The 24,804-nt window shown below is 32.9% G+C and carries 20 protein-coding genes; 8 read left to right on the forward strand and 12 right to left on the reverse strand.

All coding sequences use genetic code 11. The features are described 5' to 3' along the window. Positions 1-24 precede the first annotated feature (24 nt). Positions 25-1,194, reverse strand: coding sequence for a 2-isopropylmalate synthase (locus ATO12_RS23300; RefSeq protein WP_025667934.1), 1,170 nt, complete (start codon positions 1,192-1,194; stop codon positions 25-27). Between the two features lie 208 nt (positions 1,195-1,402). Between ATO12_RS23300 and ATO12_RS23305 the strand changes: the two genes are divergently transcribed. From ATO12_RS23305 to ATO12_RS23315, 3 genes are all read left to right on the forward strand, one after another. Further along, complete coding sequence (locus ATO12_RS23305) at positions 1,403-2,947, forward strand: class I SAM-dependent methyltransferase (RefSeq protein ID WP_034247264.1); 1,545 nt, start codon at positions 1,403-1,405, stop codon at positions 2,945-2,947. A gap of 186 nt (positions 2,948-3,133) precedes the next feature. Beyond that, on the forward strand, positions 3,134-5,638 hold the full coding sequence (locus ATO12_RS23310; protein WP_034247266.1) for a choice-of-anchor L domain-containing protein: 2,505 nt from the start codon (positions 3,134-3,136) through the stop codon (positions 5,636-5,638). A gap of 54 nt (positions 5,639-5,692) precedes the next feature. Beyond that, positions 5,693-6,502 (forward strand): DMT family transporter, encoded by an 810-nt coding sequence (locus ATO12_RS23315; protein ID WP_051576052.1) that lies wholly within the window; start codon positions 5,693-5,695, stop codon positions 6,500-6,502. Positions 6,503-6,525: 23 nt separating this feature from the next. On the opposite strand, the gene ATO12_RS23320 is transcribed toward ATO12_RS23315, so the two are convergent. Both ATO12_RS23320 and panB read right to left on the reverse strand, forming a co-directional pair. Then, on the reverse strand, positions 6,526-7,224 hold the full coding sequence (locus ATO12_RS23320; protein WP_034247270.1) for an RluA family pseudouridine synthase: 699 nt from the start codon (positions 7,222-7,224) through the stop codon (positions 6,526-6,528). 139 nt (positions 7,225-7,363) lie between these two features. After that, positions 7,364-8,182 carry a 3-methyl-2-oxobutanoate hydroxymethyltransferase gene (gene panB, locus ATO12_RS23325; protein ID WP_034247272.1) on the reverse strand — a complete coding sequence of 273 codons (819 nt, stop codon included), beginning with the start codon at positions 8,180-8,182 and terminating at the stop codon, positions 7,364-7,366. 159 nt (positions 8,183-8,341) lie between these two features. Here panB and ATO12_RS23330 point away from each other — a divergent pair, with 159 nt between their 5' ends. Beyond that, complete coding sequence (locus ATO12_RS23330; RefSeq protein WP_034247274.1) at positions 8,342-8,821, forward strand: nuclear transport factor 2 family protein; 480 nt, start codon at positions 8,342-8,344, stop codon at positions 8,819-8,821. A 73-nt stretch (positions 8,822-8,894) separates the two neighbouring features. Here ATO12_RS23330 and ATO12_RS23335 read toward each other — a convergent pair whose 3' ends face one another. After that, positions 8,895-10,319 (reverse strand): L-serine ammonia-lyase, encoded by a 1,425-nt coding sequence (locus tag ATO12_RS23335; RefSeq protein ID WP_034247276.1) that lies wholly within the window; start codon positions 10,317-10,319, stop codon positions 8,895-8,897. Between the two features lie 226 nt (positions 10,320-10,545). Here ATO12_RS23335 and dnaK point away from each other — a divergent pair, with 226 nt between their 5' ends. Then, entirely contained in the window at positions 10,546-12,459 is a 1,914-nt protein-coding gene (gene dnaK / locus ATO12_RS23340; RefSeq protein ID WP_034247278.1) for a molecular chaperone DnaK, read from the forward strand. A gap of 193 nt (positions 12,460-12,652) precedes the next feature. Beyond that, a complete protein-coding gene (locus ATO12_RS23345) occupies positions 12,653-13,387 on the forward strand; it encodes a head GIN domain-containing protein (RefSeq protein ID WP_081802150.1) in 735 nt (244 codons plus the stop codon). Between the two features lie 73 nt (positions 13,388-13,460). Here ATO12_RS23345 and ATO12_RS23350 read toward each other — a convergent pair whose 3' ends face one another. The 3 genes from ATO12_RS23350 to ATO12_RS23360 are packed head-to-tail and all read right to left on the reverse strand — an operon-like array spanning position 13,461 to position 16,446. Further along, positions 13,461-14,135, reverse strand: coding sequence for a DNA alkylation repair protein (locus tag ATO12_RS23350; protein WP_034247282.1), 675 nt, complete (start codon positions 14,133-14,135; stop codon positions 13,461-13,463). Positions 14,136-14,146: 11 nt separating this feature from the next. After that, complete coding sequence (gene ggt, locus ATO12_RS23355; protein WP_034247284.1) at positions 14,147-15,862, reverse strand: gamma-glutamyltransferase; 1,716 nt, start codon at positions 15,860-15,862, stop codon at positions 14,147-14,149. Further along, positions 15,859-16,446: an acyl carrier protein phosphodiesterase gene (locus ATO12_RS23360; protein ID WP_034247286.1), complete on the reverse strand. Its 588-nt coding sequence runs from the start codon at positions 16,444-16,446 to the stop codon at positions 15,859-15,861. The genes ggt and ATO12_RS23360 overlap by 4 nt, the downstream gene beginning before the upstream one ends. Before the next feature lie 434 nt (positions 16,447-16,880). Here ATO12_RS23360 and glmM point away from each other — a divergent pair, with 434 nt between their 5' ends. After that, positions 16,881-18,269, forward strand: a complete 1,389-nt coding sequence (gene glmM, locus ATO12_RS23365) for a phosphoglucosamine mutase (protein ID WP_034247288.1) — start codon at positions 16,881-16,883, stop codon at positions 18,267-18,269. A gap of 175 nt (positions 18,270-18,444) precedes the next feature. Here the strand turns inward: glmM and ATO12_RS23370 are convergent, their stop codons facing one another. From ATO12_RS23370 to ATO12_RS23385, 4 genes are all read right to left on the reverse strand, one after another. After that, positions 18,445-19,434 (reverse strand): DUF6843 domain-containing protein, encoded by a 990-nt coding sequence (locus tag ATO12_RS23370; protein ID WP_034247293.1) that lies wholly within the window; start codon positions 19,432-19,434, stop codon positions 18,445-18,447. A gap of 286 nt (positions 19,435-19,720) precedes the next feature. Then, positions 19,721-20,620 (reverse strand): lysophospholipid acyltransferase family protein, encoded by a 900-nt coding sequence (locus ATO12_RS23375; protein WP_034247295.1) that lies wholly within the window; start codon positions 20,618-20,620, stop codon positions 19,721-19,723. Between the two features lie 65 nt (positions 20,621-20,685). Next, entirely contained in the window at positions 20,686-21,585 is a 900-nt protein-coding gene (locus ATO12_RS23380) for a lysophospholipid acyltransferase family protein (protein WP_034247297.1), read from the reverse strand. 139 nt (positions 21,586-21,724) lie between these two features. Further along, positions 21,725-22,624 carry a lysophospholipid acyltransferase family protein gene (locus ATO12_RS23385; RefSeq protein WP_034247299.1) on the reverse strand — a complete coding sequence of 300 codons (900 nt, stop codon included), beginning with the start codon at positions 22,622-22,624 and terminating at the stop codon, positions 21,725-21,727. A gap of 140 nt (positions 22,625-22,764) precedes the next feature. Here ATO12_RS23385 and ATO12_RS23390 point away from each other — a divergent pair, with 140 nt between their 5' ends. Beyond that, positions 22,765-23,415 (forward strand): rhomboid family intramembrane serine protease, encoded by a 651-nt coding sequence (locus ATO12_RS23390; protein WP_034247301.1) that lies wholly within the window; start codon positions 22,765-22,767, stop codon positions 23,413-23,415. A 52-nt stretch (positions 23,416-23,467) separates the two neighbouring features. Here ATO12_RS23390 and ATO12_RS23395 read toward each other — a convergent pair whose 3' ends face one another. Further along, positions 23,468-24,601, reverse strand: coding sequence for a TlpA disulfide reductase family protein (locus ATO12_RS23395; protein WP_034247303.1), 1,134 nt, complete (start codon positions 24,599-24,601; stop codon positions 23,468-23,470). Positions 24,602-24,804: the final 203 nt, after the last annotated feature.

The following is a 24,804-nucleotide window of genomic DNA, read 5'->3' on the forward strand; positions in this document are numbered from 1 at the left end:
GCTTTTGTAGGTTTTTAGTATTATTTATGCTACTACAGTAGCTACATTAGTATTTTTCATAATTTGATGAATATCTTCATCGATAACTTCTTTCTTACGATCAGCAAATTTCAAAAATTCTGAATAAACATCATCTAATTGAAGTTTAGATAATTCGTAACCAACTTTTTTGGCTCTATAAGCTAATGCAGCTCTACCACTTCTGGCAGTAAGTACAATAGCAGATTCTGTAACTCCAACTTCTTCGGGATCAATGATTTCATATGTTTCCCGATTCTTAATTACTCCATCCTGATGTATTCCCGAACTATGAGCAAAAGCATTAGCTCCTACAATTGCTTTATTGGGTTGTACCATCATACCCATATGATCAGATACCATTTGACTGGTGCTGTATAATAATTTAGAGTCAATATCAGTATTTAGATTTAAGTATGGATGTTGTTTCATAATCATAACTACTTCTTCTAGAGATGTATTACCTGCACGCTCACCAATACCGTTGATAGTACATTCAATTTGTCGAGCACCATTAATTGCTCCTGCGATAGAATTTGCAGTAGCGAGGCCTAAATCATTATGGCAGTGACAAGAAATAATAACATTGTCTATACCCTTTACATTCTCTTTAAGATATTTAATTTTGGCACCGTATTCTTCTGGTAAGCAGTACCCTGTTGTATCAGGAATATTAAGCACCGTTGCCCCAGCTTTGATCATAGCTTCACATACACGAGCTAAAAATTCATTATCAGTTCTCCCGGCATCTTCTGCAAAAAACTCAACATCCTCTACAAAAGATTTTGCATATTTAACCGCGGCAACTCCTTTTTCTATAACCTTATCTTGAGTAGAATTAAATTTATATTTAATATGAGACTCAGAAGTACCTATACCCGTATGAATTCTAGGTCTTTTTGCATAACTTAAAGCTTCTGCAGCAACTTTAATATCTTTTTCTACAGCTCTGGTTAATCCACATACAGTTGCATTTTTTACGATTTTGGCTATTTCACTTACCGAAGTAAAATCTCCCGGGCTCGAAACAGGGAATCCTGCTTCTATAATATCTACACCCAAAAGGTCGAGTTGTTCTGCAATAACTAATTTCTGTTGCGTATTTAATTTACATCCAGGGACCTGTTCTCCGTCTCTTAATGTGGTATCGAATATTTGAACTTTATTATTACTCATAGAAATACAGTGAATTTGACTTTTAGTGTTATCTATAAAAACATCATTATTTTAAAATATTCTTAAAAGATGTTTCTTTAATCTCTTACGAATTTATATTTTGGGAATTCAAAAGGGAAGTATTTGATTACTGATTTTACAATGCTAAAATCTTTTAATTAAAACATAACTATTTTTAAATCAGTTAATTATATTATATTTTCATACAATGACTAATGACCAAAAAGATCCATTGTTTGTTTTAGTGAAGTCACTTTCTAAATCAGAAAAACGACAATTTAAGGTATATGTAGGACGACTAGGAGTGAACACAGATTCTAAATTTCTAGCTCTTTTTAATCATTTGGATAAACACGATACTCTGGATGAAGATCTTATTGTTTCAAAAGGAATTGTAAAAAAACAACAATTTTCTAATCTTAAAGCTCATTTATATAAGCAAATATTAATTAGTTTAAGACTAAGCCCATTACATCAAAATACACGATCACAAATACGAGAACAATTAGATTTTGCTTCTATTTTATATCATAAAGGACTTTATAAACAAAGCCTTAAAATATTAGATAAAGCGAAAACTCTAGCTATGGAAAATGAAGAGCATAATATTGCTTATGAAATCGTAGAGTTCGAAAAAATTATAGAAACACAATACATAACCAGAAGTATCAATAGTAGGGCAGATGAACTAACAATCGAAGCCAAGATGTTGAGTATGAAAAATGTGTTGACCAGCAGATTATCTAATTTATCTCTTCAGTTATATGGTCTGATGCTTAAAAGTGGTTATGTAAGAAATGATAAAGAACACCAGGAAATTACTAATTATTTTAATGGGAAACTGCCAAAGTATGAATGGAATATGCTAGGGTTTAGAGAAAAACTTTGGCTATATAAAGCTCACCTATGGTATAGTTTTATTGTTCAGGATTTTTTATCCTGCTATAAATATTCGAAGAAATGGTTAGATTTATTTTATGAACACCCAAAAATGATTGTTCAAAACCCTGTTTTTTTTCTTAGAGGTAATCACTATTTATTAGAATCTTTGTATCTCATAAAAGATAAAACACAATTAAAATCGACCTTGCAAGAATTCGAAAACAGGATTACAGATCTTACTTTTCCTAAAGATGATAATATAGAGGTTTTATCTTTTCAGTTTATTTATAATAATAAGTTGAATGTTCATTTTTTAGAGGGAAGTTTTGACGAAGGAGAATATTTGGTAGAAGAGATTCTTAGCGGAATATCAGAATTTAAAAATCGTTTGGATGATCATCATATAATGGTACTCTATTATAAGATTGGTTGTTTATATTTTGGAATGGCAAATCATCGAAAATGTATTGAATATTTAACCAAAATTATCAATAATAAATCTTTGAAGATGAGAGAGGATCTAATGTGCTTCTCTAGAGTATTAAGTTTGGTAGCTCATTATGAAGCTGGCATGGATTATCATTTAGAAACCCAACTAAAAGAGACCTATCGATTCTTAATAAAAATGAATGATCTGCATGAAGTGCAAAAAGAAATGATCAAATTCCTTAAAAATCTTGGAGATATTTTTCCTCACCAGATTAAAGACGAATTTAGAAAACTTCATAAAAGATTAAAACAATATGAAGATCACCCTTATGAAAAGAGAGCTTTTTTGTATCTGGATATTCTTTCGTGGCTCGAAAGTAATATTGAAGGGAGACCTGTTGCAGATATAATAAAGGAGAAAGCAAAAGGGTTAATAAGGTAACTTAATTTTATAAAGAGCTGAAAGTTAATTAGTATTTTATATCTTTCGCCCTTTGAAAAATAATTGGAATACTTTGTATAATTAAAATACCCGTGTTTTAATTTGTAATATCCAACGGTGTAACTTTCTCTTTAAGAATAAGGAATATGAGCATGTCGGGTATATTCCATTTAATAGTAAGTCGTAATGAATTTATGGATACCGAAAAACTCAACTGCAAAAAGAGTTTTTTATGTTTGTTTTCTTATCGTGTTATCTACTAATGCTCAGGCTCAGATAACGGTAGATGATAGTTCTTTTACTGTAGAGCAATTAGTAGAAGACGTTTTGATAGATAGTCCTTGTGCAACTGTAGAAAATATATCTTCTTTTACCGGAGCCAATTTTGGATTTAATGGTATAGGTTATTTTGAATCTAATAATTCTGGTTTTGAGATTGATAGAGGTGTCATTTTAAGTACCGGAAATGCAAGGAGCGCAGTTGGCCCAAACGGTCCCATTGCATTGTCCGAAGGTGATAATTCGGGATGGGGAGGTGATAGCGATTTGGGATCAGTTACTAGTACAGTTAATTTACATAATGCTAGTTATATCCAATTTGATTTTGTACCAACTATAGATTTTATAAGCTTCGATTTTTTATTTGCTTCAGAAGAGTATACAGAAGCTTTTCCTTGTACGTTTTCTGATGTTTTTGCTTTTATACTTACTGATTCATTCGGAAATTCGAGGAACTTAGCAGTTGTACCAGGTACTAATACTCCTATTAAAGTAACTACAGTTAATGAAGGAGTAGATTTAAATAATGACGGAGATTTTGTTGATATAATTAATCAGGTTTCAGAATGCCCTCCAAGAAATCCAAATTTCTATAATAGAACAATTCGGCCAGGAGGTGCTGCTCCTATAGATTTTAATGGATATACAAAAGTATTGACAGCCGAAGGAAGTGTAGTGGTTGGTGAGCGATATACAATTAAATTAGTGATTGCAGAACATCGAGATGGGCAGTTTGATTCTGCAGTATTTCTAGCCGCTGGAAGTTTTAATATTGGAGGAGATTTGGGAGAAGACAGAACATTAGCGTCTGGTAACCCGGGATGTCTGGGAGTACCGATTACCCTTAATGCTACAGTAGGAAATAACCCTACCTATACCTGGAAAAAAAATGGAGCACCTTTAGCGGCAGGTGACGGAACAACGATTATAGCAGGAGGTGCTCAGTTAGAGGTCACCCAAAATGGAACGTATAGTGTAGAAGTAAATATCGCTAATGGATGTTCGTCGTCTGACTCTATTAATGTTGAATTTGTTCCTCCACCAAATGTTTTGAATTCGGTACGACTCCTGCAATGCGATGATGATATTGATGGCTTTTCATTGTTTAATTTATCTGAAGCAAATTCTTTGATATCTACTAATGCAGCAAATGAGACATTTTCCTATTATTTAACAGAACAGCAAGCTATTAGAGGAGATTCTGCAGATCAAATCACCAATTTTACAGCATACGCCAATCCAACTGTACAGAACAGTGTTGTATATGCCAGAGTAGAATCTATAACAGATTGTTTTAGAACATCACGAATTGATCTCGAAGTCTCATCAACTCAAATTCCAGCTAATTTTAATCTTACGTATACAGCATGCGAGGCAAACGATGTTGATCCTACAGATGGGATTGCATCATTTGATTTTAGTGATGCTACTCCTCAAATATTACAGTTATATCCTGTTGGTCAAAATTTAACGGTTAGGTATTACGAAAATCAGGCAGATGCATTATCCGAACAAAATGAGATAACCAATATTTCTAATTATAGAAATAATTCATCTCCTTTTAGAGCTACTCTATATGTAAGAGTAGAAAATAGCGGAGCGAATTCTTGTTTGGGATTAGGAGAACATATCACCTTAATAGTTAACCCTTTTGAACCTATTGAGTTTGAAGATGAGTATACATTATGCTTAGAAAGAGGTGGGCAAGTGCTTAATCTGGTTCCCGAAGATCGTATAGAAACAGGGTTAAAACCTTCGGATTATACGTTTCAATGGTATACAGGAACTGCACCTGTGGCAGGAAATGAAATACCAGGAGAAGTAGATACTTCTTTTTTACCAGATGCTCCCGGGCAATATAGTGTATTAGCTACAAGTATAATTACAGGGTGTGAAATATCAAAAAGTACATCGGTAGTAACTTCTTATCCTCCAGAAAGTATTACAGCAGAACTGTTATCAGGAGCATTTTCTGATAATGCTACTATTGAAGTTACAGTGGTCGGAAATGGAACATATGAATTTAGAATAGATAATAGAGATTGGCAAGCGTCTAATATCTTTACAGGAGTTTCTAGAGGAGAGCATACAGTATTTGTTAGAGATTTGCGTATGTGTGATGAACTAGAATCTAAAGTAGAAATAGTAGTAGATTATCCAAAATATTTTACACCTAACGGAGATGGGTTTCATGACTCTTGGGGGATCACAGGGAGTACAAATGTGATAATAACTCAGATTCTAATTTTTAATAGATTTGGGAAACTCTTAAAAGACCTTGGCGCAAATGGTAATTGGGATGGAACATATAGCGGAAAACAATTACCAGCAAGTGATTATTGGTTTAAAGTACATTATATTGAAAATGATATACCAAAAGTTTTTAATGCTAATTTTTCATTAATTCGATAAATTTTGTTAAAAAATAATCAACACTTAAAAAATATACTCGAGTTAAACTTTGCTATGTTGCTCATTAGTACCTCGGGGGTATTAGGAAGACATATCGATATGCCTGTACCTGTTATTATTGGATATAGAGCTATTTTAGCAGCATGCATATTATTCTTGTTTTGTAAATGGAAAAAGATATCACTTAGAATTGAAGCTAAGGATCGTATTCCGATTCTTGTAGGAGGGATACTTATGGGGCTACATTGGATCACTTATTTTTATGCTCTAAAAATGTCGAATGTAGCTATTGGTATGTTATCTTTATTTACTTATCCAGTTATTACGGCGTTACTAGAACCTTTGATATTAAAAGTTAAGTTTCAGAAAATGCATTTAATGCTGGGAATGCTTGTCCTGGTAGGAATTTATTTCTTGGTTCCGGATTTTAGTATAGAAAATACATATGCTAAAGCCGTCGCAATGGGAGTATTTTCGGCATTATGTTATGCTCTTAGAAATCTGATCATGAAAACAAAAGTTAGTAATTATAATGGCTCTATGTTAATGTGGTATCAATTAATAATAATGGTAATACTATTACTGCCCGCTTTATTTATTATGGATAGCTCTGGCATTGTTAGCCAATTTCCTTTTGTTTTGGTTTTAGCATTATTAACGACTGCAATAGGACATACCTTGTTTTTGTATAGTTTTAAACGATTTTCTGCAACAACGGCTAGTATCATTGGTAGTGTTCAACCGGTATATGGTATTATTCTTGGAATCATTTTTTTAAGAGAAATCCCTGTACTTTCGACGATTATAGGTGGGGTTTTGATTTTAACATCTGTAGTGATAGAAAGTATACGAACTTACAAATAGTTAAATGATAATAACTCGAAAACTTAATTCAAACAATCTTTCCAAATAGGATCGGGAGGAGGAGGAGCGATGACAGCTATAGTTTCTTTTTTAACAGGATGAATAAAACTTAATTTTCGGGCATGTAAATGAATACTTCCGTCTTTATTACTACGATGTGCCCCATATTTTAGATCACCTTTGATTATACAACCAATACTAGAGAGTTGTGATCGTATTTGATGATGACGCCCCGTATGAAGATCAATTTCTAATAAACAATAGTTATCTAATTTTTTGATTAGTTGGTATTCTAAAATTGCTTTTTTACTATCAGGGACTTCAGTGGTATGTGCATACGACTTATTTTGTCTTGGATTACGTTTTAGCCAATGTGTTAAGTTGTCATGTTTTTTAGGAGGACAATCTTTTACCACAGCCCAGTATGTTTTTTGAGCTTCTTTGTTTGCAAATAATGCGTTAAGTCTGGGAAGTGCTTTGCTTGTTCTTGCAAATACAACAATCCCACTGGTAGGGCGATCTAAACGGTGTACAACTCCCAGATATACTGCACCCGGTTTATTGTATTTTTCTGCAATATACTCTTTGACAACTTCGCTAAGAGGTTTATCACCAGTTTTATCACCTTGTACAATATCCCCTGGGCGCTTATTAATAATAATAATATGATTATCTTCATGCAGTACCTGAAGATTGTTTTTATTTGAAATGATTTTTGACATCCTTGACTTTTAGATCATTTGATTTTTAGAACTATTGCAGCGTGGACATAAATTTTGATGTCATTTTAATAATTGACTTCAACTCTATCTTAAAGTTTATTAAAATCTGTCTGATCGGTAAACTTTAAATCGAATGAAATTAATATTGCTCATTTTCATTAGGAAAATCAACAGCTTTTACATCGGTAACGTATTGTTTAAAAGCATTAGTCATTTCTGTATATAAGTCTAAATAACGTCTTAAAAAACGAGGATTAAATTCATGAGTCATTCCTAACATGTCGTGAGTTACCAATACTTGTCCATCTACACCGTTTCCTGCACCAATACCAATAATAGGAATAGTAAGACTTTCGGCTACTTCTTTAGCCAATTTGGCAGGAACTTTTTCAAGAACGATTGCAAAACATCCTGCTTTTTCAAGCATAAGAGCATCTTGTTTTAGTTTCTGTGCTTCCTGTTCTTCTTTGGCACGAACAGTATAGGTTCCAAATTTATATATAGATTGTGGAGTTAGACCAAGGTGTCCCATAACCGGTATACCAGCATTAAGGATTCTTTTAATAGAGTCTTTAACTTCTTTTCCTCCTTCAAGTTTTACAGCATGTCCTCCGGATTCTTTCATAATTCGAATTGCAGAACGTAAAGCTTCTTTAGGGTCGCTCTGGTAGCTTCCGAAAGGTAAATCTACAACGATCAATGCACGATCAATTGCTCGAATTACAGAAGATGCATGATAAATCATCTGATCTAATGTAATAGGTAATGTAGTTTCATGACCAGCCATTACATTTGAAGCAGAATCCCCGACTAGAATAACATCCACTCCGGCACCATCTACAATTTTGGCCATCGTGTAATCATAAGCAGTTAGCATAGATATCTTTTCTTTGTTAGCTTTCATCTCTACAAGAGATTTTACTGTAACGCGCTTATAATCTTTTTTTGCTGTAGACATTTTAAATTGTTTTTTTAGGATTGTAAAAGTAATCAATTACCTATATGGTAACAAGTGTAATTCATTTTTGATTTTTCTTTAATACAATGAAGTGAAAATTCTATAGTATAGAAGTGATTAAAATCTTATTTTTATACCTATTCAAAAATAATGAACATTATGTATAAAGTATCAATATTGGTTGTTTTATTCTTCTCATGCAATATTTTTTCTCAAAAAAATATATCTAAAGATGATCAAAACCGTTATGAAAAAGAAGTGAAACAGACTGTTTTAGAGTTTTTTGAAGGTTTTCATGCCGGTGATACTGCTAAAATGAAAACTACTATAGATAAAAATATAGCAGTACAAACCATAGTGAGAACTAAAGAAGGAGAGATAAAAACAGTCAAGAATGATATAGAAAAGATTTTAATTGCTATACAAAACAGACCAGCAGAACAAAAATGGGATGAGCGTTTATTAGCTTTTAAAATCGAAGCTGATTCTGCAATTGCAAATGCATGGACTCCATATGAGTTTTATGTCAATGATAATTTTAGCCATTGTGGCGTAAATGTATTTCAACTATTTAATGACGGTAAAACCTGGAAAATTATAGCTATTGCCGATACTCGATTTAGAGAAGGGTGTAAATAGTAATATACTCATTAAAATACTTGTAATATGGTATAAGCTTTGAGCTTTACACTCATTACAGGTGGTTTATAGATTAACAATCACTAAGATTTACTTTTACGGCCAAACCACCTTCACTGGTTTCTTTATACTTTGTGTTCATATCCTGAGCAGTTTCCCACATAGTTTCTATTACTTTATCTAATGGTACTTTAGCATTTGCAGCATTTGTGTCTAATGCCATTTCACAGGCATTAATAGCTTTTATGGCTCCCATAGCATTTCGTTCAATACATGGGATCTGTACCAATCCGGCGATGGGATCACATGTTAATCCCAGGTGATGTTCCATTGCAATTTCACTTGCCATTAGTACTTGTTCTGGAGTGCCCCCCATAAGCTCAGTTAATGCTCCGGCAGCCATTGCAGAAGAGACTCCAATTTCTGCCTGACAACCACCCATAGCTGCAGAGATAGTAGCTCCTTTTTTGAAAAGACTTCCAATTTCTCCTGCAACCAGCATAAATTGTTTTACATCATCAAAATTTGCATCATGGTTTTCGATAACCATATAATACATCATTACTGCCGGAATTACACCAGCACTTCCATTAGTAGGAGCAGTAACCACACGACCCAGAGATGCATTTACCTCATTCACTGCCAAAGCAAAACAAGAAACCCATTTTAATATTTGACGAAATTTTACTTCGGTATTTCGAATAGCTTCAATCCATTCTGTTGGAGTAGTATAATTTGTAGTGCCAATTAGTTTTTTATGTGTATCATATGCTCTTCGTCTTACATTTAACCCACCGGGTAATGTACCTTCGGTATGACAACCTGTGTACATAGACTCTAGCATTACCTTCCAGACTTGTGCAATTCTTTCATCGATCTCAGCATCGCTTCGTAATGAACGTTCATTGTCTAGAACAATTTCTGATACTTTTTTGTTTTTCGATGTACAATATCCTAAGAGATCGGTTGCCTTATGAATTGGCATAGGAAATTGTTTAAAAGCAGTAAGTTTTTTTTCTTTCCTTTTACGTTCTTCTTTTACTACAAAACCTCCACCAATAGAATAAAAAGAAGACGATACTTTTTTTCCATCTTTTAAATCGGCATGAAAAGTCATACCATTAGGATGAAACTCTTTAAACTCTCTATTAAATATAATTTGTGTTTTTGGATCAAAAGATACCAGCAGTTCACTATTGAATAAGAGTTGTTTTGAAGTGTTTATGTCGTCAATAATAGCATCAATTTTAGAAACATCGATAGTTTGGGGATCGTAACCGCATAAACCTAAAATTACGGCAATGTCGGTAGCATGCCCTTTTCCTGTTAGTGATAATGACCCAAAAAGATCGATAGTAATTGTTGAGACAGATTCAAAGAGTTCTTTTTCTTTAAGTTCTGCGATCCATCTTCTTCCTGCACGCCAGGGACCTAACGTATGTGAACTTGAAGGACCTACGCCTATTTTCAGCATATCAAAAACACTGATGCATTCCATAATACAAAATTATTGATAAAATTTCGGGCGTAAATATAGTTTTTTGATAACAAAGAAACTCATTTTTTAAAGAATAGTTAATATTGTTTTTCTTTTGGCTTTATGGTCAATTCATTAAAGGATACACTACAATAATGACATCCTGTCATATAGATCGTAATGGCATAATCATTGACCTAAGAGCATTAAGTTATTAAGAATAATAGTATAACAATTTAAGATAAAAATGAGTAAAATAATAGGAATAGACTTAGGGACAACCAACTCTTGTGTTTCTGTAATGGAAGGTAATGAGCCTGTAGTAATCCCTAATGCCGAAGGTAAAAGAACTACCCCTTCTGTAATTGCTTTTGTAGAAGGAGGAGAAATTAAAGTAGGAGATCCTGCAAAACGTCAAGCGGTTACAAATCCAACTAAGACTATCTCTTCTATTAAGAGATTTATGGGAAATAAATTCTCAGAATCTTCAAAAGAAGCTGAAAGAGCAGCCTATAAAGTGGTAAAAGGAGATAATGATACGCCTCGAGTAGATATCGATGGGCGCTTATATACACCACAAGAATTATCTGCAATGACACTTCAGAAAATGAAGAAAACAGCAGAGGATTATCTTGGACAGGATGTAACCAGTGCAGTAATTACTGTACCTGCTTACTTTAATGATGCGCAACGTCAAGCTACCAAAGAAGCTGGTGAGATTGCTGGTCTTAAAGTAGAACGAATTATTAATGAGCCTACAGCAGCAGCGTTGGCTTATGGACTTGATAAAAAAGGTACAGATCAAAAGATTGTAGTATTTGACTTTGGTGGAGGTACACATGATGTGTCGATACTCGAATTAGGAGACGGAGTTTTTGAAGTACTATCTACAGATGGAGATACACACTTAGGAGGAGATGATGTAGATCAAAAAATAATTGATTGGTTAGCAGAAGAGTTTAAGGCAGATGAAAACATGGATCTGAGACAAGACCCTATGGCATTACAACGTCTTAAAGAAGCTGCAGAAAAAGCTAAAATAGAATTATCATCTTCTTCGCAAACAGAGATTAATCTACCTTATGTTACTGCTACTTCTAGTGGACCAAAACACTTAGTGAGATCATTAACCAGATCAAAATTTGATCAATTAATAGATGATTTAGTAAAACGTACAATAGAGCCTTGTCGTACCGCACTTAAAAGTGCAGGATTATCAACTAGTGATATCGACGAAATTATATTAGTAGGAGGATCTACACGTATTCCTGCAGTACAAGAAGCGGTAGAAAAGTTTTTCGGGAAATCACCAAGTAAAGGAGTAAACCCTGATGAGGTTGTAGCGGTTGGAGCAGCAATTCAAGGAGGAGTATTAACCGGAGATGTTAAAGATGTACTTTTATTAGATGTAACTCCACTTTCTCTTGGTATCGAAACAATGGGTAACGTAATGACTAAGCTTATTGAAGCTAACACTACAATCCCTACCAAGAAATCGCAAGTGTTTTCTACAGCTGCAGATAATCAGCCATCGGTAGAGATTCATGTATTACAAGGTGAGCGCCCAATGGCAGCAGATAACAAAACAATTGGTCGTTTTCATTTAGATGGAATTCCACCAGCACAGCGAGGAGTACCACAAATTGAGGTTACCTTTGATATCGATGCTAATGGTATCATCAAAGTTTCCGCTACAGATAAAGCTACAAACAAATCTCAGGATATTCGTATCGAAGCTTCTTCTGGATTAACAGAGGAGGAAATCGAGAAAATGAAAAAAGAAGCTGAGGCTAATGCAGAGGCTGATAAAGCAGCAAAAGAAACTGCGGATAAGCTTAATGAAGCAGATGGAATGATCTTCCAGACAGAAAAGCAACTTAAAGAATTTGGGGATAAATTATCAGATGATAAGAAAAAACCAATCGAAGAAGCTTTAGAAGAATTGAAAAAAGCATACGAGTCTAAAGATTTGGCTTTAATTCAACCTGCTCTTGATAAAATCAATGAAGCATGGAAAGTCGCTAGCGAAGAAATGTATAAAGCTCAGGCAGAAGCACAACAGAACGGGCAACCCGGTCCTGATGCAGGAGCAGACCAATCTTCTGGTGATGATTCTGAAGGAAGTGACGTAGAAGATGTTGACTTTGAAGAAGTAAAGTAAGCATAAGCTAGTTTAAATAATTAAAAAATGCGTAGCCAAAAGCTACGCATTTTTTGTTGTGTTATGCTGTACTAGTTATATTTTTTTAAATTTTATATCCCGTGAACTGTAACAATATAAAAAGAGCTTTGTCTTTTGATAATAGATAGAGTGATCTATTCATAACTAAATTCTTCATCTAAATTATATAAATATGAAAACACAAAACATTAATATTACAATGTTGCTATGCATGGTAATAACTTTGCTTACTATTAATCCAGTGATAGCTCAAAAAAAAATAAAGGGCAATGGCAATGTTGTTACCCAGGAGAGAACAATATCTTCTTTTAATGAAATCATCGTAAATGGGGTGTATAATGTATACCTTACTCAAGGGCAAAATGAATCTGTGAAAGTAGAAACTGATGAGAACCTGCAAGAAGCTGTAATTGTTAAAAACAAAGGGAATGCACTAGTCTTAGGCTGGAAAAAAGGAATAAATGTGAAAAGAAAAACCAAAATGAACGTTTATGTCACGCTAAAAGATATTGCAAAACTAGAGGTGAAAGGAGTAGGGAATGTTAACACTTCTTCTAAACTATCCTTAAATACATTAGATATTGAAGCATCTGGAGTAGGAAATACGTCTTTAGAATTGGATTGTAAGCAATTAGATGGTGAGATTTCTATGGTAGGTAATTTTACTTTGAAAGGAAAAGTTACTGAAGTAATACTTGATAATAATGGAACAGGTGCTTTAAGAGCTTTTGATTTGGTTGCCCAGAAATTAGAGGTTAATAATTCTGGTATCGGAAAAGTAGAAGTAAATGCACAACAAGAAATAAGCATAACTTCTTCTGGTATTGGTAGTGTTTATTATAAAGGAAATGCTAAAACAACAAAATTAGACCATCGAGGGATGGGTAAAATAAAAAAGGTAGATTAAATACAGAATAATTTAAGTGTTACTATTCTTTATCTGTCATATAGAGCCCTGATATCAGGGCTCTGGGCAGATATTACGAACGAATTCTTTTTAACCCTTCTTTTTCAGATAAAGGCTTCAGATTAGTATTGGTTATAAAGTTTACTACAGCATCAGGATTTACTTTTGAGTATTCTCGCAATGCCCAACCGATAGCTTTCTTAATAAAGAATTCATTAGAGGATTTATGTTGCTCACAAAGACTACATAATAATTGATAATCCGTTTTATCCTTGTATCCTAATTGAAATAAGATCGCACTTCGGTTAAGCCACATCTTATCAGAGTTTGAGAATTTCTCAATAACAAAGTGTATTTGATTTGGGAATTGCAATAAATACTTCCCTAAAATATGTTTTGCTATAAAATCAACCGAATCCCACCAGGAGTTAGTGGTAATCAGTTGTTCTATAAAATCAATGTCACCAATGTTATATTGCTTTTTTAAGAACCGATCGACCAATTCCATAGCGCAATAATGAAGTTCTCGTTGGGGTTTTTTATAAAGTACATTTGCGATACTAATTACATTATCACGAGTTAGAGCAGGTGTATATTGAAGAATAACATCTTTTAGAAGCGATTTTCTTAGAGGGGCTTTTATGCCATAATAAGAAAAACGATTTTTCATATAAGCTTCCATGCGTACTGCTTCTTTAGTATTAGCATGGTTTTGAAGTATAGAAATTAAAGAAGTTGTAAAATCCATGTTTTTGTAGACTAAAATCCTATTGCTGTATCATCTCCTCTTTTATCTGCTCCACCTTCCAGCCTTCCGTCGGGGAGAACAAGAATACCATCAACCTTACCTATGATTTTAGAATCTTCTTCATTAATTTGATACCCTTTTTGCCGTAGGCTATCTAGTAGAGTATTATCAAATGATTCTGGTTCAAATACTACTACATCTGGTAACCACTGATGATGAAACCTTGGAGCGTTGACCGCATCCTGCATAGTCATTCCGTATTCTTTCACATTTAAGATAGTCTGCAGTACCGAAGTAATAATGGTAGATCCGCCGGGAGTACCTACCGACATCCAAAATTTTCCATCTTTCTCTACAATCGTCGGAGTCATAGAACTTAGCATTCTTTTTTCAGGAACTATAGCATTGGCTTCGGCACCTGTTAATCCAAACATATTGGGTACACCGGGTTTGGCGCTAAAATCATCCATTTCATTATTTAGAAAGAAACCTAATTCTGGAACATATAATTTTGAACCATAGGCTCCGTTAAGTGTTGTTGTTACAGAAATAGCATTTCCGAACTGATCTACAATAGAATAGTGGGTAGTTTCATCACTTTCATATCCAGGAATGCTACCATGATTAATATCTGAAGATAATGTAGCCTTGTCAAAGCTAAAATCCAGCATACGATCAGAAAGATAGGATTCATTCATTAATGTATCGATAGGGATTTTTACAAAATCAGGATCTCCCAAATAAAAACTGCGATCTGCATACGCTCTTCGTTCTGCTTCTGTAATTACCTGTATACTTTTAAGAGAATTATGACCATAGCTACTTAGATCATACGGCTCGATCATTTTCATAATCTGAGCAAGGCATATACCACCACTCGAAGGAGGAGACATAGAAGTTATACTTAGGTTTTTATACTGAAACTGTACTGGTTTACGCCATTTTGCTTTATATTTTGCCAAATCATCCATAGTGATAATACCTCCTTGGGATTGAATGAAATCAACCAATTTTTGACCAGATTCTCCTTTATACAGCTCATCAACTCCATTTTTTATAATTCTCTCTAGTGTTTCGGCTAGTTTTAAGTTTTTTAAGGTGTCTTTGGCTTTATATCCTTTGAGTAGCGGAATTGTATCTTCATTAGCTTCAAGAAACAAATCTTTATAACGAAGAAAACGCTTTTCTTGTTTTTCGGTAACCACAAAACCTCTTTTAGCCAATTGCACTACAGGTGTAAGGATATCTTCTATTGGTAGAGAGCCAAATTTTTGATGCACTTCAAAAATACCAGCAACAGTTCCGGGAACACCGACTGCCATGGCTCCCAACTGGCTTTTTTTAGGAATAAATTCTCCTTTCTCATCCAGATACATATCTTTAGTAGCAGCCAGAGGTCCTTTTTCTCTATAATCCAAAGCACCAGTTTCACCATTAGCTTTTCGGTATACCATAAATCCGCCGCCTCCCAGGTTTCCTGCAACAGGATATGTAACCGCTAGAGCCATCGCTGTACCAACCATAGCATCAAAAGCATTTCCTCCTTTTTTCATGATATCTGCTCCAATTTTTGAAGCTTCCTCACGTGCAGAAACAACCATGGCTTTTTGAGTAACAAGACCAACAACTGGTTTGATCTCTTGCTTTACTTCTGTATTGGTTTTACAAGAAAAACTTGTGACAAGTAAAGCGACATAAAATAAATCTCTAATGGATCTTATATTCATAATATTCTTATTTCATTTTTAGTATACAGTTCTAATTCTTCAAAAAAAGAACGAAATTCTTTATCAAAATCAGTGTAATATTGTTCGAGTTCGATAACTGCAAAATTCATCTTAGATCTATTTTTTGTTCTCTGATTCATTTGATACAATATAGTGCCAATACCTTGAATCGTAGAATAGTTAAGAAGCCAGTTGTCTTTAATCATATAGGGCATAAAGTTTTGAATCTGTTTAGGTAAAACTTCATGATATTCATATAATAAATCATAAAACTCTGCTACATACGTTTCGAGAGGAATATCGGAGTATTCTTTCCAATTAGCTGCCAGAAAATGATCATAAAGAACATCTACGATTACAGTGCTGTAATGCCTGTATTTTGGAAATAGCCGGGATACACTTTTTCTTACAATGGCATGAGTATCTGTATAGGAATCAATTTTACGATGCAAGGTAATACCTTGCTGAATACGATTTGAATATTGTAATAGTTGTTTTTTTCCTTTAACAGAGTCTGCGATAAAATTACCTATTTTAAGTTCTTGGTCTTCACCAGAAAGATATATATGGGCTAGAAAATTCATTGGGTTAAAATACGATTTTTTAAATACTAATATCTATAAATTGTAGTTGTTTATATGGCAAAAAGTATTGCTTACAAAAAAATAAAGACTAACAGTTATAACACATTACTTTTGGTGATATACCTAAAAACATAAATGATGAGATGCGCCATGTTTTTCTTTCGCAATTATTGTATCGCATTTATTTTGTAATAAAAAAACATTTAGTAATGATTTTAATACTTTTTATGTGACTATAGCGGATAAAGGATGTATTGAAATTGTTGAAAACGAATTGTAACACTTCGAATATGCTATAGAAGGAAAGCTTATTGTTCTATAAGTCATTAATTTATAGAAAAACTAATTGTGTTTATAAAATTATAACTTATTAAATTGTTGCTGTTTGTCATATCTTGTACATTTGTTCGAAATAGAAAAATCAATCAAAGTATATGACATTAATAAAATCGATTTCTGGGATTAGAGGAACAATCGGAGGAACAGTTGGTGATAATCTTACTCCGGTAGATGCGGTAAAATTTGCTTCGGCTTATGGAAGTTGGCTAAAAAATGAAACCAATAAAGATCATCCAATTGTGGTCGTTGGTCGCGATGCCAGAATTTCTGGACCTATGATTCAACAATTAGTAATGAACAGTTTGGTTGGATTGGGGATTCATGTTATTGATTTAGGACTTTCTACAACACCGACTGTAGAGATTGCTGTTCCTTTAGAAAAAGCAGATGGAGGAATAATCCTTACTGCTAGTCACAATCCAAAACAGTGGAATGCTTTGAAGTTACTGAATGATAAGGGAGAATTTTTAAATGCAGAGAATGGTAAAAAGATTTTAGATATAGCAGAAAATGATGAATATGTTTTTGCAGAGGTTGATGATTTGGGGAGTATCACAATAAATGATACCTATATCGATAAACATATTGAAGAAGTGCTAAATCTATCTCTTGTAGATGCAGAATTGGTAAGTAAATCTGGTTTCAAAGTTGTTGTAGACGCCGTTAACTCTACAGGAGGTATTGCAATACCGGGATTACTTAAGAAAATGGGAGTAGAGACTATTGAGCTATACTGTGAGCCTAATGGGCATTTCCCTCATAATCCAGAACCATTAAAAGAACACTTAACAGATTTATCAGAATTAGTAGTTAAGGAGAAGGCAGATATGGGAATCACGGTCGATCCTGATGTAGACCGTCTTGCTTTTATGAGTGAGAATGGAGAAATGTTCGGAGAAGAATATACATTAGTGGCCTGTGCCGATTTTGTATTAGGAAAAACTGGTGGCAATACTGTTTCTAATTTATCATCAAGTAGAGCGTTAAGAGATGTAACACAAAAACATAATGGTAACTATGAAGCAAGTGCTGTAGGAGAGGTTAATGTAGTAGAGTTAATGAAAGCAAATAATGCAGTTATCGGTGGCGAAGGTAATGGAGGAATTATATATCCAGAATCACATTACGGAAGAGATTCGTTGGTAGGAGTAGCCTTATTTCTAACACACCTGGCAGAAAAGAAATGTAGTGTAAGCGAGTTACGAGATAGTTATCCCTCTTATTTTATGAGTAAAAATAAAATTCAGCTAACTCCAGATTTGGATGTTGATGCTATTTTAAAAGGATTTCATTCAAAATATGTTTCAGAAGAGGTTTCTACTGTTGATGGCGTAAAAGTAGATTTTGCAGATTGCTGGGTACATTTACGTAAAAGTAATACAGAGCCGATCATTCGTATTTATACCGAAGCCTTGAGCCAGGAAAAAGCAGATTCATTGGCAGAAGATACGATCGTTACTTTAAAAGAAATAGCTGGAATCTAAAAGTTTAGCCAAACGTATTATTTGCCTAGAGCTTTTCTTTGAAAAAGTTTATAAAACATTCGAGACCAATTTGTACTAATTTCAAAAGAACTTGTTTATAATATAAGATATCTGTTTCTATCTTGATCCGAAGTAGATATCTTATTTTTAGATAATTGTGGTTGAATGGTATTCTTTATTTATTTTGGCATTTTTCGAGTTCATTAAATAGATTGTCTTCTACAGTAGAGCAGTCAAGCTCATTTTTGATACTTGAATCATTATAGACATAAAACCTTTTGAATAACACAAAATTGCTATCGCCAGGCTCTCCTCTTTCATCTATACCAGTTATTCTAACTCCTTTAGAAGTGCTTTGTGAATATCGTTCTTTATGTCGTAATTTTTCTTTATTTCCTTTGTTATCAATGCTATAGAATTCTTGATCTAGTTGTTGTTCCCATATGGTAACAAGAAGATTTCGGGGTCTTTTTAGCTCATTTTTGAGAAGTATAAGCCCATTATCCGGTACATGTATGATACTTCTTCCATTTTTTTTCTGAGCTTCTATACCGCACTCGGAGTTGTATACTACTCTAATACATCCTTGGAAATTATGAGGGATAAGATATGTTTCTTTATGAAATAGTAGAGGATACATAGTAATGCCAAATGTTATGAATAGAAAAATAGCGGTGAAGCCTATTGTATAGACAGGTAGTAGGACCAGTCCTAGAATCCCATTATTTATACGCTTGTTTTTATGCGATAAAAACAGTTGTAAAAAACTAAATTGCAAGAGGATGGCTATAAAATATATGGCTATCATCCCAGGAAGAACAGTCGAGTTATATACCCCGTATCCAATAGCAAATAGAAAGGTAGATAAAAAAGCAATATACCCCCATACCATGGCTAAAAGAGCACTGATAGTGATGATAAAAATAATAACAAGAATTATTTTTTTATCGTTTAGAAAAGAGAGTATGAGTCTGGCAGAAAAAGCAATACTAATAGCTACGGGAAGTATTCTTACAACAAGCATTGGTATGGCTAGACCAATATCCAGGTTCTCCTTTTGATCTGTAAACAGAAGTATAATCCATAAAACTATGCAACAACTTATTAAATTAAGAATAATACTTAATAAACTAATACTCCAGTTTTTTTTAATTGTATTCGACATTTTTGTTTTTGAAATGATATCATTTTTAGAATCTAATTAGGAAGAAGCTTTAGAGTAAAGTTCTTATTAGTAGATAGGTATATTAGTGATATACGTATTTTAAAGCGAAGATATAGGATATGTTTATGTAATAAACCCCTGAAAACCATGAAATTTCATTACACCATACACCAAAATATAACACTTAATAAATTCTAAAAGATATCGAATTCAGTGAAAAAAATGTAGTTATGAAAGAGTGACAAAATATATGTGATCAAATTTTGTATAAACTTAATGTGTTTATTTAATCAACTATGGCTCCTTCAGGAATTTGTGAATTTCTATGTTTCCAGCGTTTGTGAGTCCATAAGTAATATTGAGGTTTTTCACGAATTTGATTTTCAAGTAATCGAAGGTATTTTTTAATGATAAAATATGGTTCTTCTTCTTTACTATTTTCAGAGATAGGAATGAATCTTACTTCATAATGCCCTCGTTTTACTTTTTCTACATGAAGATATAGTACAATAACATCAAGTCGTTGTGCCAAGAACTCGCCTCCTAAAAATATAGGCACTTTGACCCCCATAAAATCGGCCCAATATTTTGCATTGTAAATTTTTGGCGATTGGTCAGAGATCATACCATATCCACATACAGTACCTTCTTTTTTATCTTTTATAATTTGCCTGGCGACCTTATGGCTAGGAATAAGTCTAGAGTCAAAACGACCTCGGATACGATGAGCAAGACGATCAAAATATTTATTTTCTATTTGTTTATAGATTCCTACACATGGGTTTAAAGAAACAAGGTCAACGGCATTGGACCATTCGAAACTACCATAATGTCCCATTAATGTAATTATACTTTTGTTTTTTCTTTCGAACTCATGAAACTCATCCAGATTTACAACTTTATATCGTTTTATTAATTCTTCTCTGGAAATCGAAAGCGATTTTGTCATTTCTAAAAACATATCACACATATGTTTATAAAATGATTTACTAATATCCCGAATTTCTTTTTTAGATTTTTCTGGGAAAACCAGTTCTAAGTTTCCTATTACTGTTTTTCTTCTATATCTAATAATATAGTATACCAAAATATAGGCACAGGTAGAAAACGCATAAAATAATCGCCACGGTAGTTTAGAGATGCCTAATATTATAGGATAAACTAAGTAATATATAATTAATTGCATAAAGGTAGTGTAGTTAAAAACGCATAAAGGTAAACTTATTTGGCAGATGTAGGTGGATATAAATATTAATCTACGGTTGCTTCTTCTGGAATAGGTGCATTACGGTGTTTCCATCGTTTGTGAGACCATAGGTAATACTGAGGTTTGTTATGAATTTGATTTTCCAGTAATCTGAGATAATTTTTTACAATTGAATAATCTTCACAGTTTTTCGAATCTTCTGTTAGTGTAACAAAAGTAGCTTGATAATATCCTCTTTTTATTTTTTCAACTTGTAGATAGTATGTGTTTAATCCTAATCGTTTCGACAATACTTCTGCACCTAAAAAAACAGGAACCTTAATACCCATAAAATCATTCCAAAAAGTTGCTTTGTATAATTTTGGTGATTGATCAGAAATTAGTCCATACATATATAACCCTTCTTTAGATTGATCTTCTGTGATTACTTTCATAGCATCTTTAGTACCAATTAATCTCGATCCAAATCGGGCTCTAATTCGGTGTACTAACCGATCAAAGTATTTATTCCCTATTTTCTTATATACTCCAACTGCCTGAAAATTTGTTTGTATATCAATTACATTTGCCCACTCATAACTAGCATAGTGGGCCATTAGTATCATTATATTTTCCCCTTTAGTTTCTAATTCGTGTAATTTTTCAATATTAGTAACCTTAAATCGTTCTTTCATCTGTTCATTTGAAATGGATATTGATTTAATCATTTCTAAAAACATATCACACATATGCTGGTAAAACTCTTTTCGTATTTTTTTGATTTCTTGAAATGTTTTGTTTGGGAAAACTAACTCTAGATTTTGAGTTACAGTTTTTCTTCGGTACCGGAAAATATAATATATCAGAAAAAAAATGCCTGTAGAAAATGCATAAAAAAGTCTCCATGGTAATTTCGAAATAAACCATAAAAAAGGGTAGACTAATTTATAGATAATTAATTGCATAAAAGGCGGGGTTTAATTCACGAAAATAATGGTATTTTGTTAAAACCAGCGATTTAAATGTTAAAAAAAACTAAAAAATAAAAGTATAGCTTTATAAAAATGAAATGGTAAGATTGTTGGAGTACGCAATATGTTTGATCTAATCTACTATGGCACCTTTAGGGATTTTCGTACTTCTATGTTTCCATCGTCTATGAGTCCAAAGATAATACTCAGGATTTTCTTTAATTTGACTTTCTAATAAAGAGAGGTAGGTTTTTGTAATAAAATGATCTTCGCACTTTTTGGGATCATCTGTAATTTTTATGAATTTTGCCTGATAATAGCCACGTTTTACTTTCTCTACTTTTAGATACATTACTGGCATATCTAACCTTTTTGCCAGTACTTCTCCTCCTGTAATAACAGGAACTTTAATGTTCATAAAATCAGTCCAGTATAATGCATTTTTTAATTTAGGAGATTGATCAGATAGTAAACCATAAGCACATAATTTACCGTTTACTTTATCTCGGGTAATTTCTTTAATCACATTACGATGTCTTATAAGTCTTGTATTAAACCTACCTCTTATACGATGTGCTAGTTGATCAAAATGTTTGTTTTTAATTTTTTTATATACGCCAACTATAGGGAAATCCATGGCGAATTGAGCGGCAATTGCCCATTCGTAGCTTGCATAATGCCCCATTAATACAATAATACTTTTTTGATGAGCTTGTACTTCTTTAAAAGTATGGGGATCAAGTATTGTAAATCTTTTGATCATTTCTTCCTTAGAAATAGAAAGACTTTTTATCATTTCCATAAACATATCGCACATATGTTTGTAGAATTTTTTACGAATTCTATAAATTTCATCTATAGATTTTTCGGGAAAAGCTAATGTTAGGTTTTTTGTAACCACCTTTTTTCTATAGCCAATAATATGATACACTAAAATGTAAATAGTGCTGGATAAAAAATACAATAATCGCCAGGGTAATTTGGATATTACCCACAACATTGGATAGACTAAACGATATACAAATAATTGCATTCGATAAAATTAAATTAGGGACACAAATATAAAATTATTCGTTTTTTTTTATCATAAACTTTTGCTAATAAGAAAAGGATAATTTGATTAGATTTTTTGAGGTTAAAATATATAGTATATTTGGATAAAATTAGAGTTGTATGGGGACACTTGACATAGTTATAATTGTAATTATTGGGGCTAATATATTAATGTCATTAAAAGGATTTAATGACTTTTCGTTTTTTGAGAAGTATAAGTTTAATATAGGAGGAATAAGAAGAGGAGAACAGTTACGAATGCTAACTTCGGGGTTTTTGCATGTAGATATGATGCATTTGTTCTTTAATATGTTTACTCTCTATTTTTTTGCACCTGTAGTTGTTAGCTTTTTTGGTAATGTTAAGTTTTTGATAGTATATTTTGGTAGTTTATTAATGGGAAATTTGTTTTCCCTGTTTTTTCATAAGGATGAATATCATTATAGTGCAGTAGGAGCGAGTGGTGCTGTTTCTGGAGTCATATATGCTGGTATATTATTTAGACCAGATATGAGTTTGTATTTGATGTTTATTCCAATTCCAATTCCTGCATATATATTTGGTATAGGCTATTTAGTATATTCTATTTTCGGGATGAAAAACAAAATAGGAAATATAGGTCATGATGCGCATTTTGGAGGAGCTGTTGGAGGGTATATAATAACCTTGATTATGGCTCCCTGGCTATTTCAGGAAAACTTATTTATGATTGGTCTATTAGCAGTGCCTATTATTATACTTTTTATTTTACAAAGGCTAGGGAAGTTATAATAAAAAAACGACCTGCATGAGGCCGTTTTATTTATATTCTATAATTGTTGAATTAAAGAGATTTTTGTTCTAGTAATTCTGAAATTTTCTTTTCTAATGCAGGCCCCCTAAGGTTCTTGGCAATTACATTTCCTTTTTCATCGATAATAAAAGTGGCAGGTATAGATCTTACACCATAGGCTCTGGCAATTGGCTCTTGCCAAAATTGTAAATTAGAAACATGGTTCCATTCTAAGTTATCATCTGCAATTGCTTTGGTCCAGGCCTCTTGTTTTTTATCTAAAGAAACTCCAATAATATTAAGTCCTTTATCATGGTATTTGTTATATACTTTTACAACATTTGGGTTTTCTATTCTACAAGGTTTGCACCAGGAAGCCCAAAAATCGATAATGGTAATTTTACCCATGGATTCTTTAAGCGATAGCATTTTGCCTTCTGGAGTTGGAGCAGAAAAATCTTCGGCAGTAACACCTATATCTATTTTCTTTTGCTTAGAAACAGCTACAGCATTATTGATCAGCATGTTTAAGTTTTTACCTAACCTTGTTGGTTTTAACGTATCATCGATTTGATCAAATTTCAATTTAGCCTCTTGTGCGGTTAACATTTTAAGGTTTAAAAGCTCTGTAATAGCTATAATAGACACTAATGAATTAGTATTATTTGTAATGTCTTTTCTAAATTGTTTTTCTTTTTCAACTAATTCTTGTCTTTCGAGAGCTATCTTAACCACTTTATCTGTTTCGCCCAATTTTGAAGCAATCTGATATTGATTATTTAGATCTAATTTCTCTTCACTGTATTTTTTAATAGTATTAATATAAGAGAAGAATAACTCATTTTCAGAGCCTCCTTTAACCACAGAAGAGCGTAAACTATCTTTATAGATAGTCATTTCTATAGGATTATTCTCTGCCATAAACAATACATTACCTCTTATATCTTTAAAAGTTAAGTAATTAAAATCATTATTTTCTGGAGGGGGTAAAGTAACCTCAAATTTATCCTGTTGTATGCTTACAGAGTCAATAATAATAGGTCTGTTTGATTGACTAATTGAATTAACATACACCACTGAGCCATCTTCAAAACCGGAAGTACTGGCAGTAATAGTATATCCTTTTTGATCTTTTTGACAAGCTACAAGTAGGAGAACTGTGACAAACAAAGCAATTCTTTTCATAGTAATTCGGATTATTTGATCGTAAAAATAAAGAATCCAAAGTATATACTCCAAAAATTAACGTTGTAGAAAAAAAGAATTGTTAAAAGCTCTATTTAGATGTTCTACAAAATCAAAAGAAAAATCGTATCTTTTATGTAACAAATCCATAGGTTTTTAGTCTAACATAAATAGCAGATACCTGCAGATTTTTAATAAAAAGA

The sequence above is a fragment of the Aquimarina atlantica genome, from assembly GCF_000626715.1.
GTDB lineage: Bacteria > Bacteroidota > Bacteroidia > Flavobacteriales > Flavobacteriaceae > Aquimarina > Aquimarina atlantica.

Bases quoted from the DNA above. Each gene is read 5' to 3' on its own strand.
- ATO12_RS23300 (WP_025667934.1), bottom strand. From the start codon at position 1,194: ATGAGTAATAATAAAGTTCAAATATTCGATACCACATTAAGAGACGGA.
- ATO12_RS23305 (WP_034247264.1), top strand. From the start codon at position 1,403: ATGACTAATGACCAAAAAGATCCATTGTTTGTTTTAGTGAAGTCACTT.
- ATO12_RS23310 (WP_034247266.1), top strand. From the start codon at position 3,134: ATGAATTTATGGATACCGAAAAACTCAACTGCAAAAAGAGTTTTTTAT.
- ATO12_RS23315 (WP_051576052.1), top strand. From the start codon at position 5,693: ATGTTGCTCATTAGTACCTCGGGGGTATTAGGAAGACATATCGATATG.
- ATO12_RS23320 (WP_034247270.1), bottom strand. From the start codon at position 7,224: ATGTCAAAAATCATTTCAAATAAAAACAATCTTCAGGTACTGCATGAA.
- panB (WP_034247272.1), bottom strand. From the start codon at position 8,182: ATGTCTACAGCAAAAAAAGATTATAAGCGCGTTACAGTAAAATCTCTT.
- ATO12_RS23330 (WP_034247274.1), top strand. From the start codon at position 8,342: ATGTATAAAGTATCAATATTGGTTGTTTTATTCTTCTCATGCAATATT.
- ATO12_RS23335 (WP_034247276.1), bottom strand. From the start codon at position 10,319: ATGGAATGCATCAGTGTTTTTGATATGCTGAAAATAGGCGTAGGTCCT.
- dnaK (WP_034247278.1), top strand. From the start codon at position 10,546: ATGAGTAAAATAATAGGAATAGACTTAGGGACAACCAACTCTTGTGTT.
- ATO12_RS23345 (WP_081802150.1), top strand. From the start codon at position 12,653: ATGAAAACACAAAACATTAATATTACAATGTTGCTATGCATGGTAATA.
- ATO12_RS23350 (WP_034247282.1), bottom strand. From the start codon at position 14,135: ATGGATTTTACAACTTCTTTAATTTCTATACTTCAAAACCATGCTAAT.
- ggt (WP_034247284.1), bottom strand. From the start codon at position 15,862: ATGAATATAAGATCCATTAGAGATTTATTTTATGTCGCTTTACTTGTC.
- ATO12_RS23360 (WP_034247286.1), bottom strand. From the start codon at position 16,446: ATGAATTTTCTAGCCCATATATATCTTTCTGGTGAAGACCAAGAACTT.
- glmM (WP_034247288.1), top strand. From the start codon at position 16,881: ATGACATTAATAAAATCGATTTCTGGGATTAGAGGAACAATCGGAGGA.
- ATO12_RS23370 (WP_034247293.1), bottom strand. From the start codon at position 19,434: ATGTCGAATACAATTAAAAAAAACTGGAGTATTAGTTTATTAAGTATT.
- ATO12_RS23375 (WP_034247295.1), bottom strand. From the start codon at position 20,620: ATGCAATTAATTATATATTACTTAGTTTATCCTATAATATTAGGCATC.
- ATO12_RS23380 (WP_034247297.1), bottom strand. From the start codon at position 21,585: ATGCAATTAATTATCTATAAATTAGTCTACCCTTTTTTATGGTTTATT.
- ATO12_RS23385 (WP_034247299.1), bottom strand. From the start codon at position 22,624: ATGCAATTATTTGTATATCGTTTAGTCTATCCAATGTTGTGGGTAATA.
- ATO12_RS23390 (WP_034247301.1), top strand. From the start codon at position 22,765: ATGGGGACACTTGACATAGTTATAATTGTAATTATTGGGGCTAATATA.
- ATO12_RS23395 (WP_034247303.1), bottom strand. From the start codon at position 24,601: ATGAAAAGAATTGCTTTGTTTGTCACAGTTCTCCTACTTGTAGCTTGT.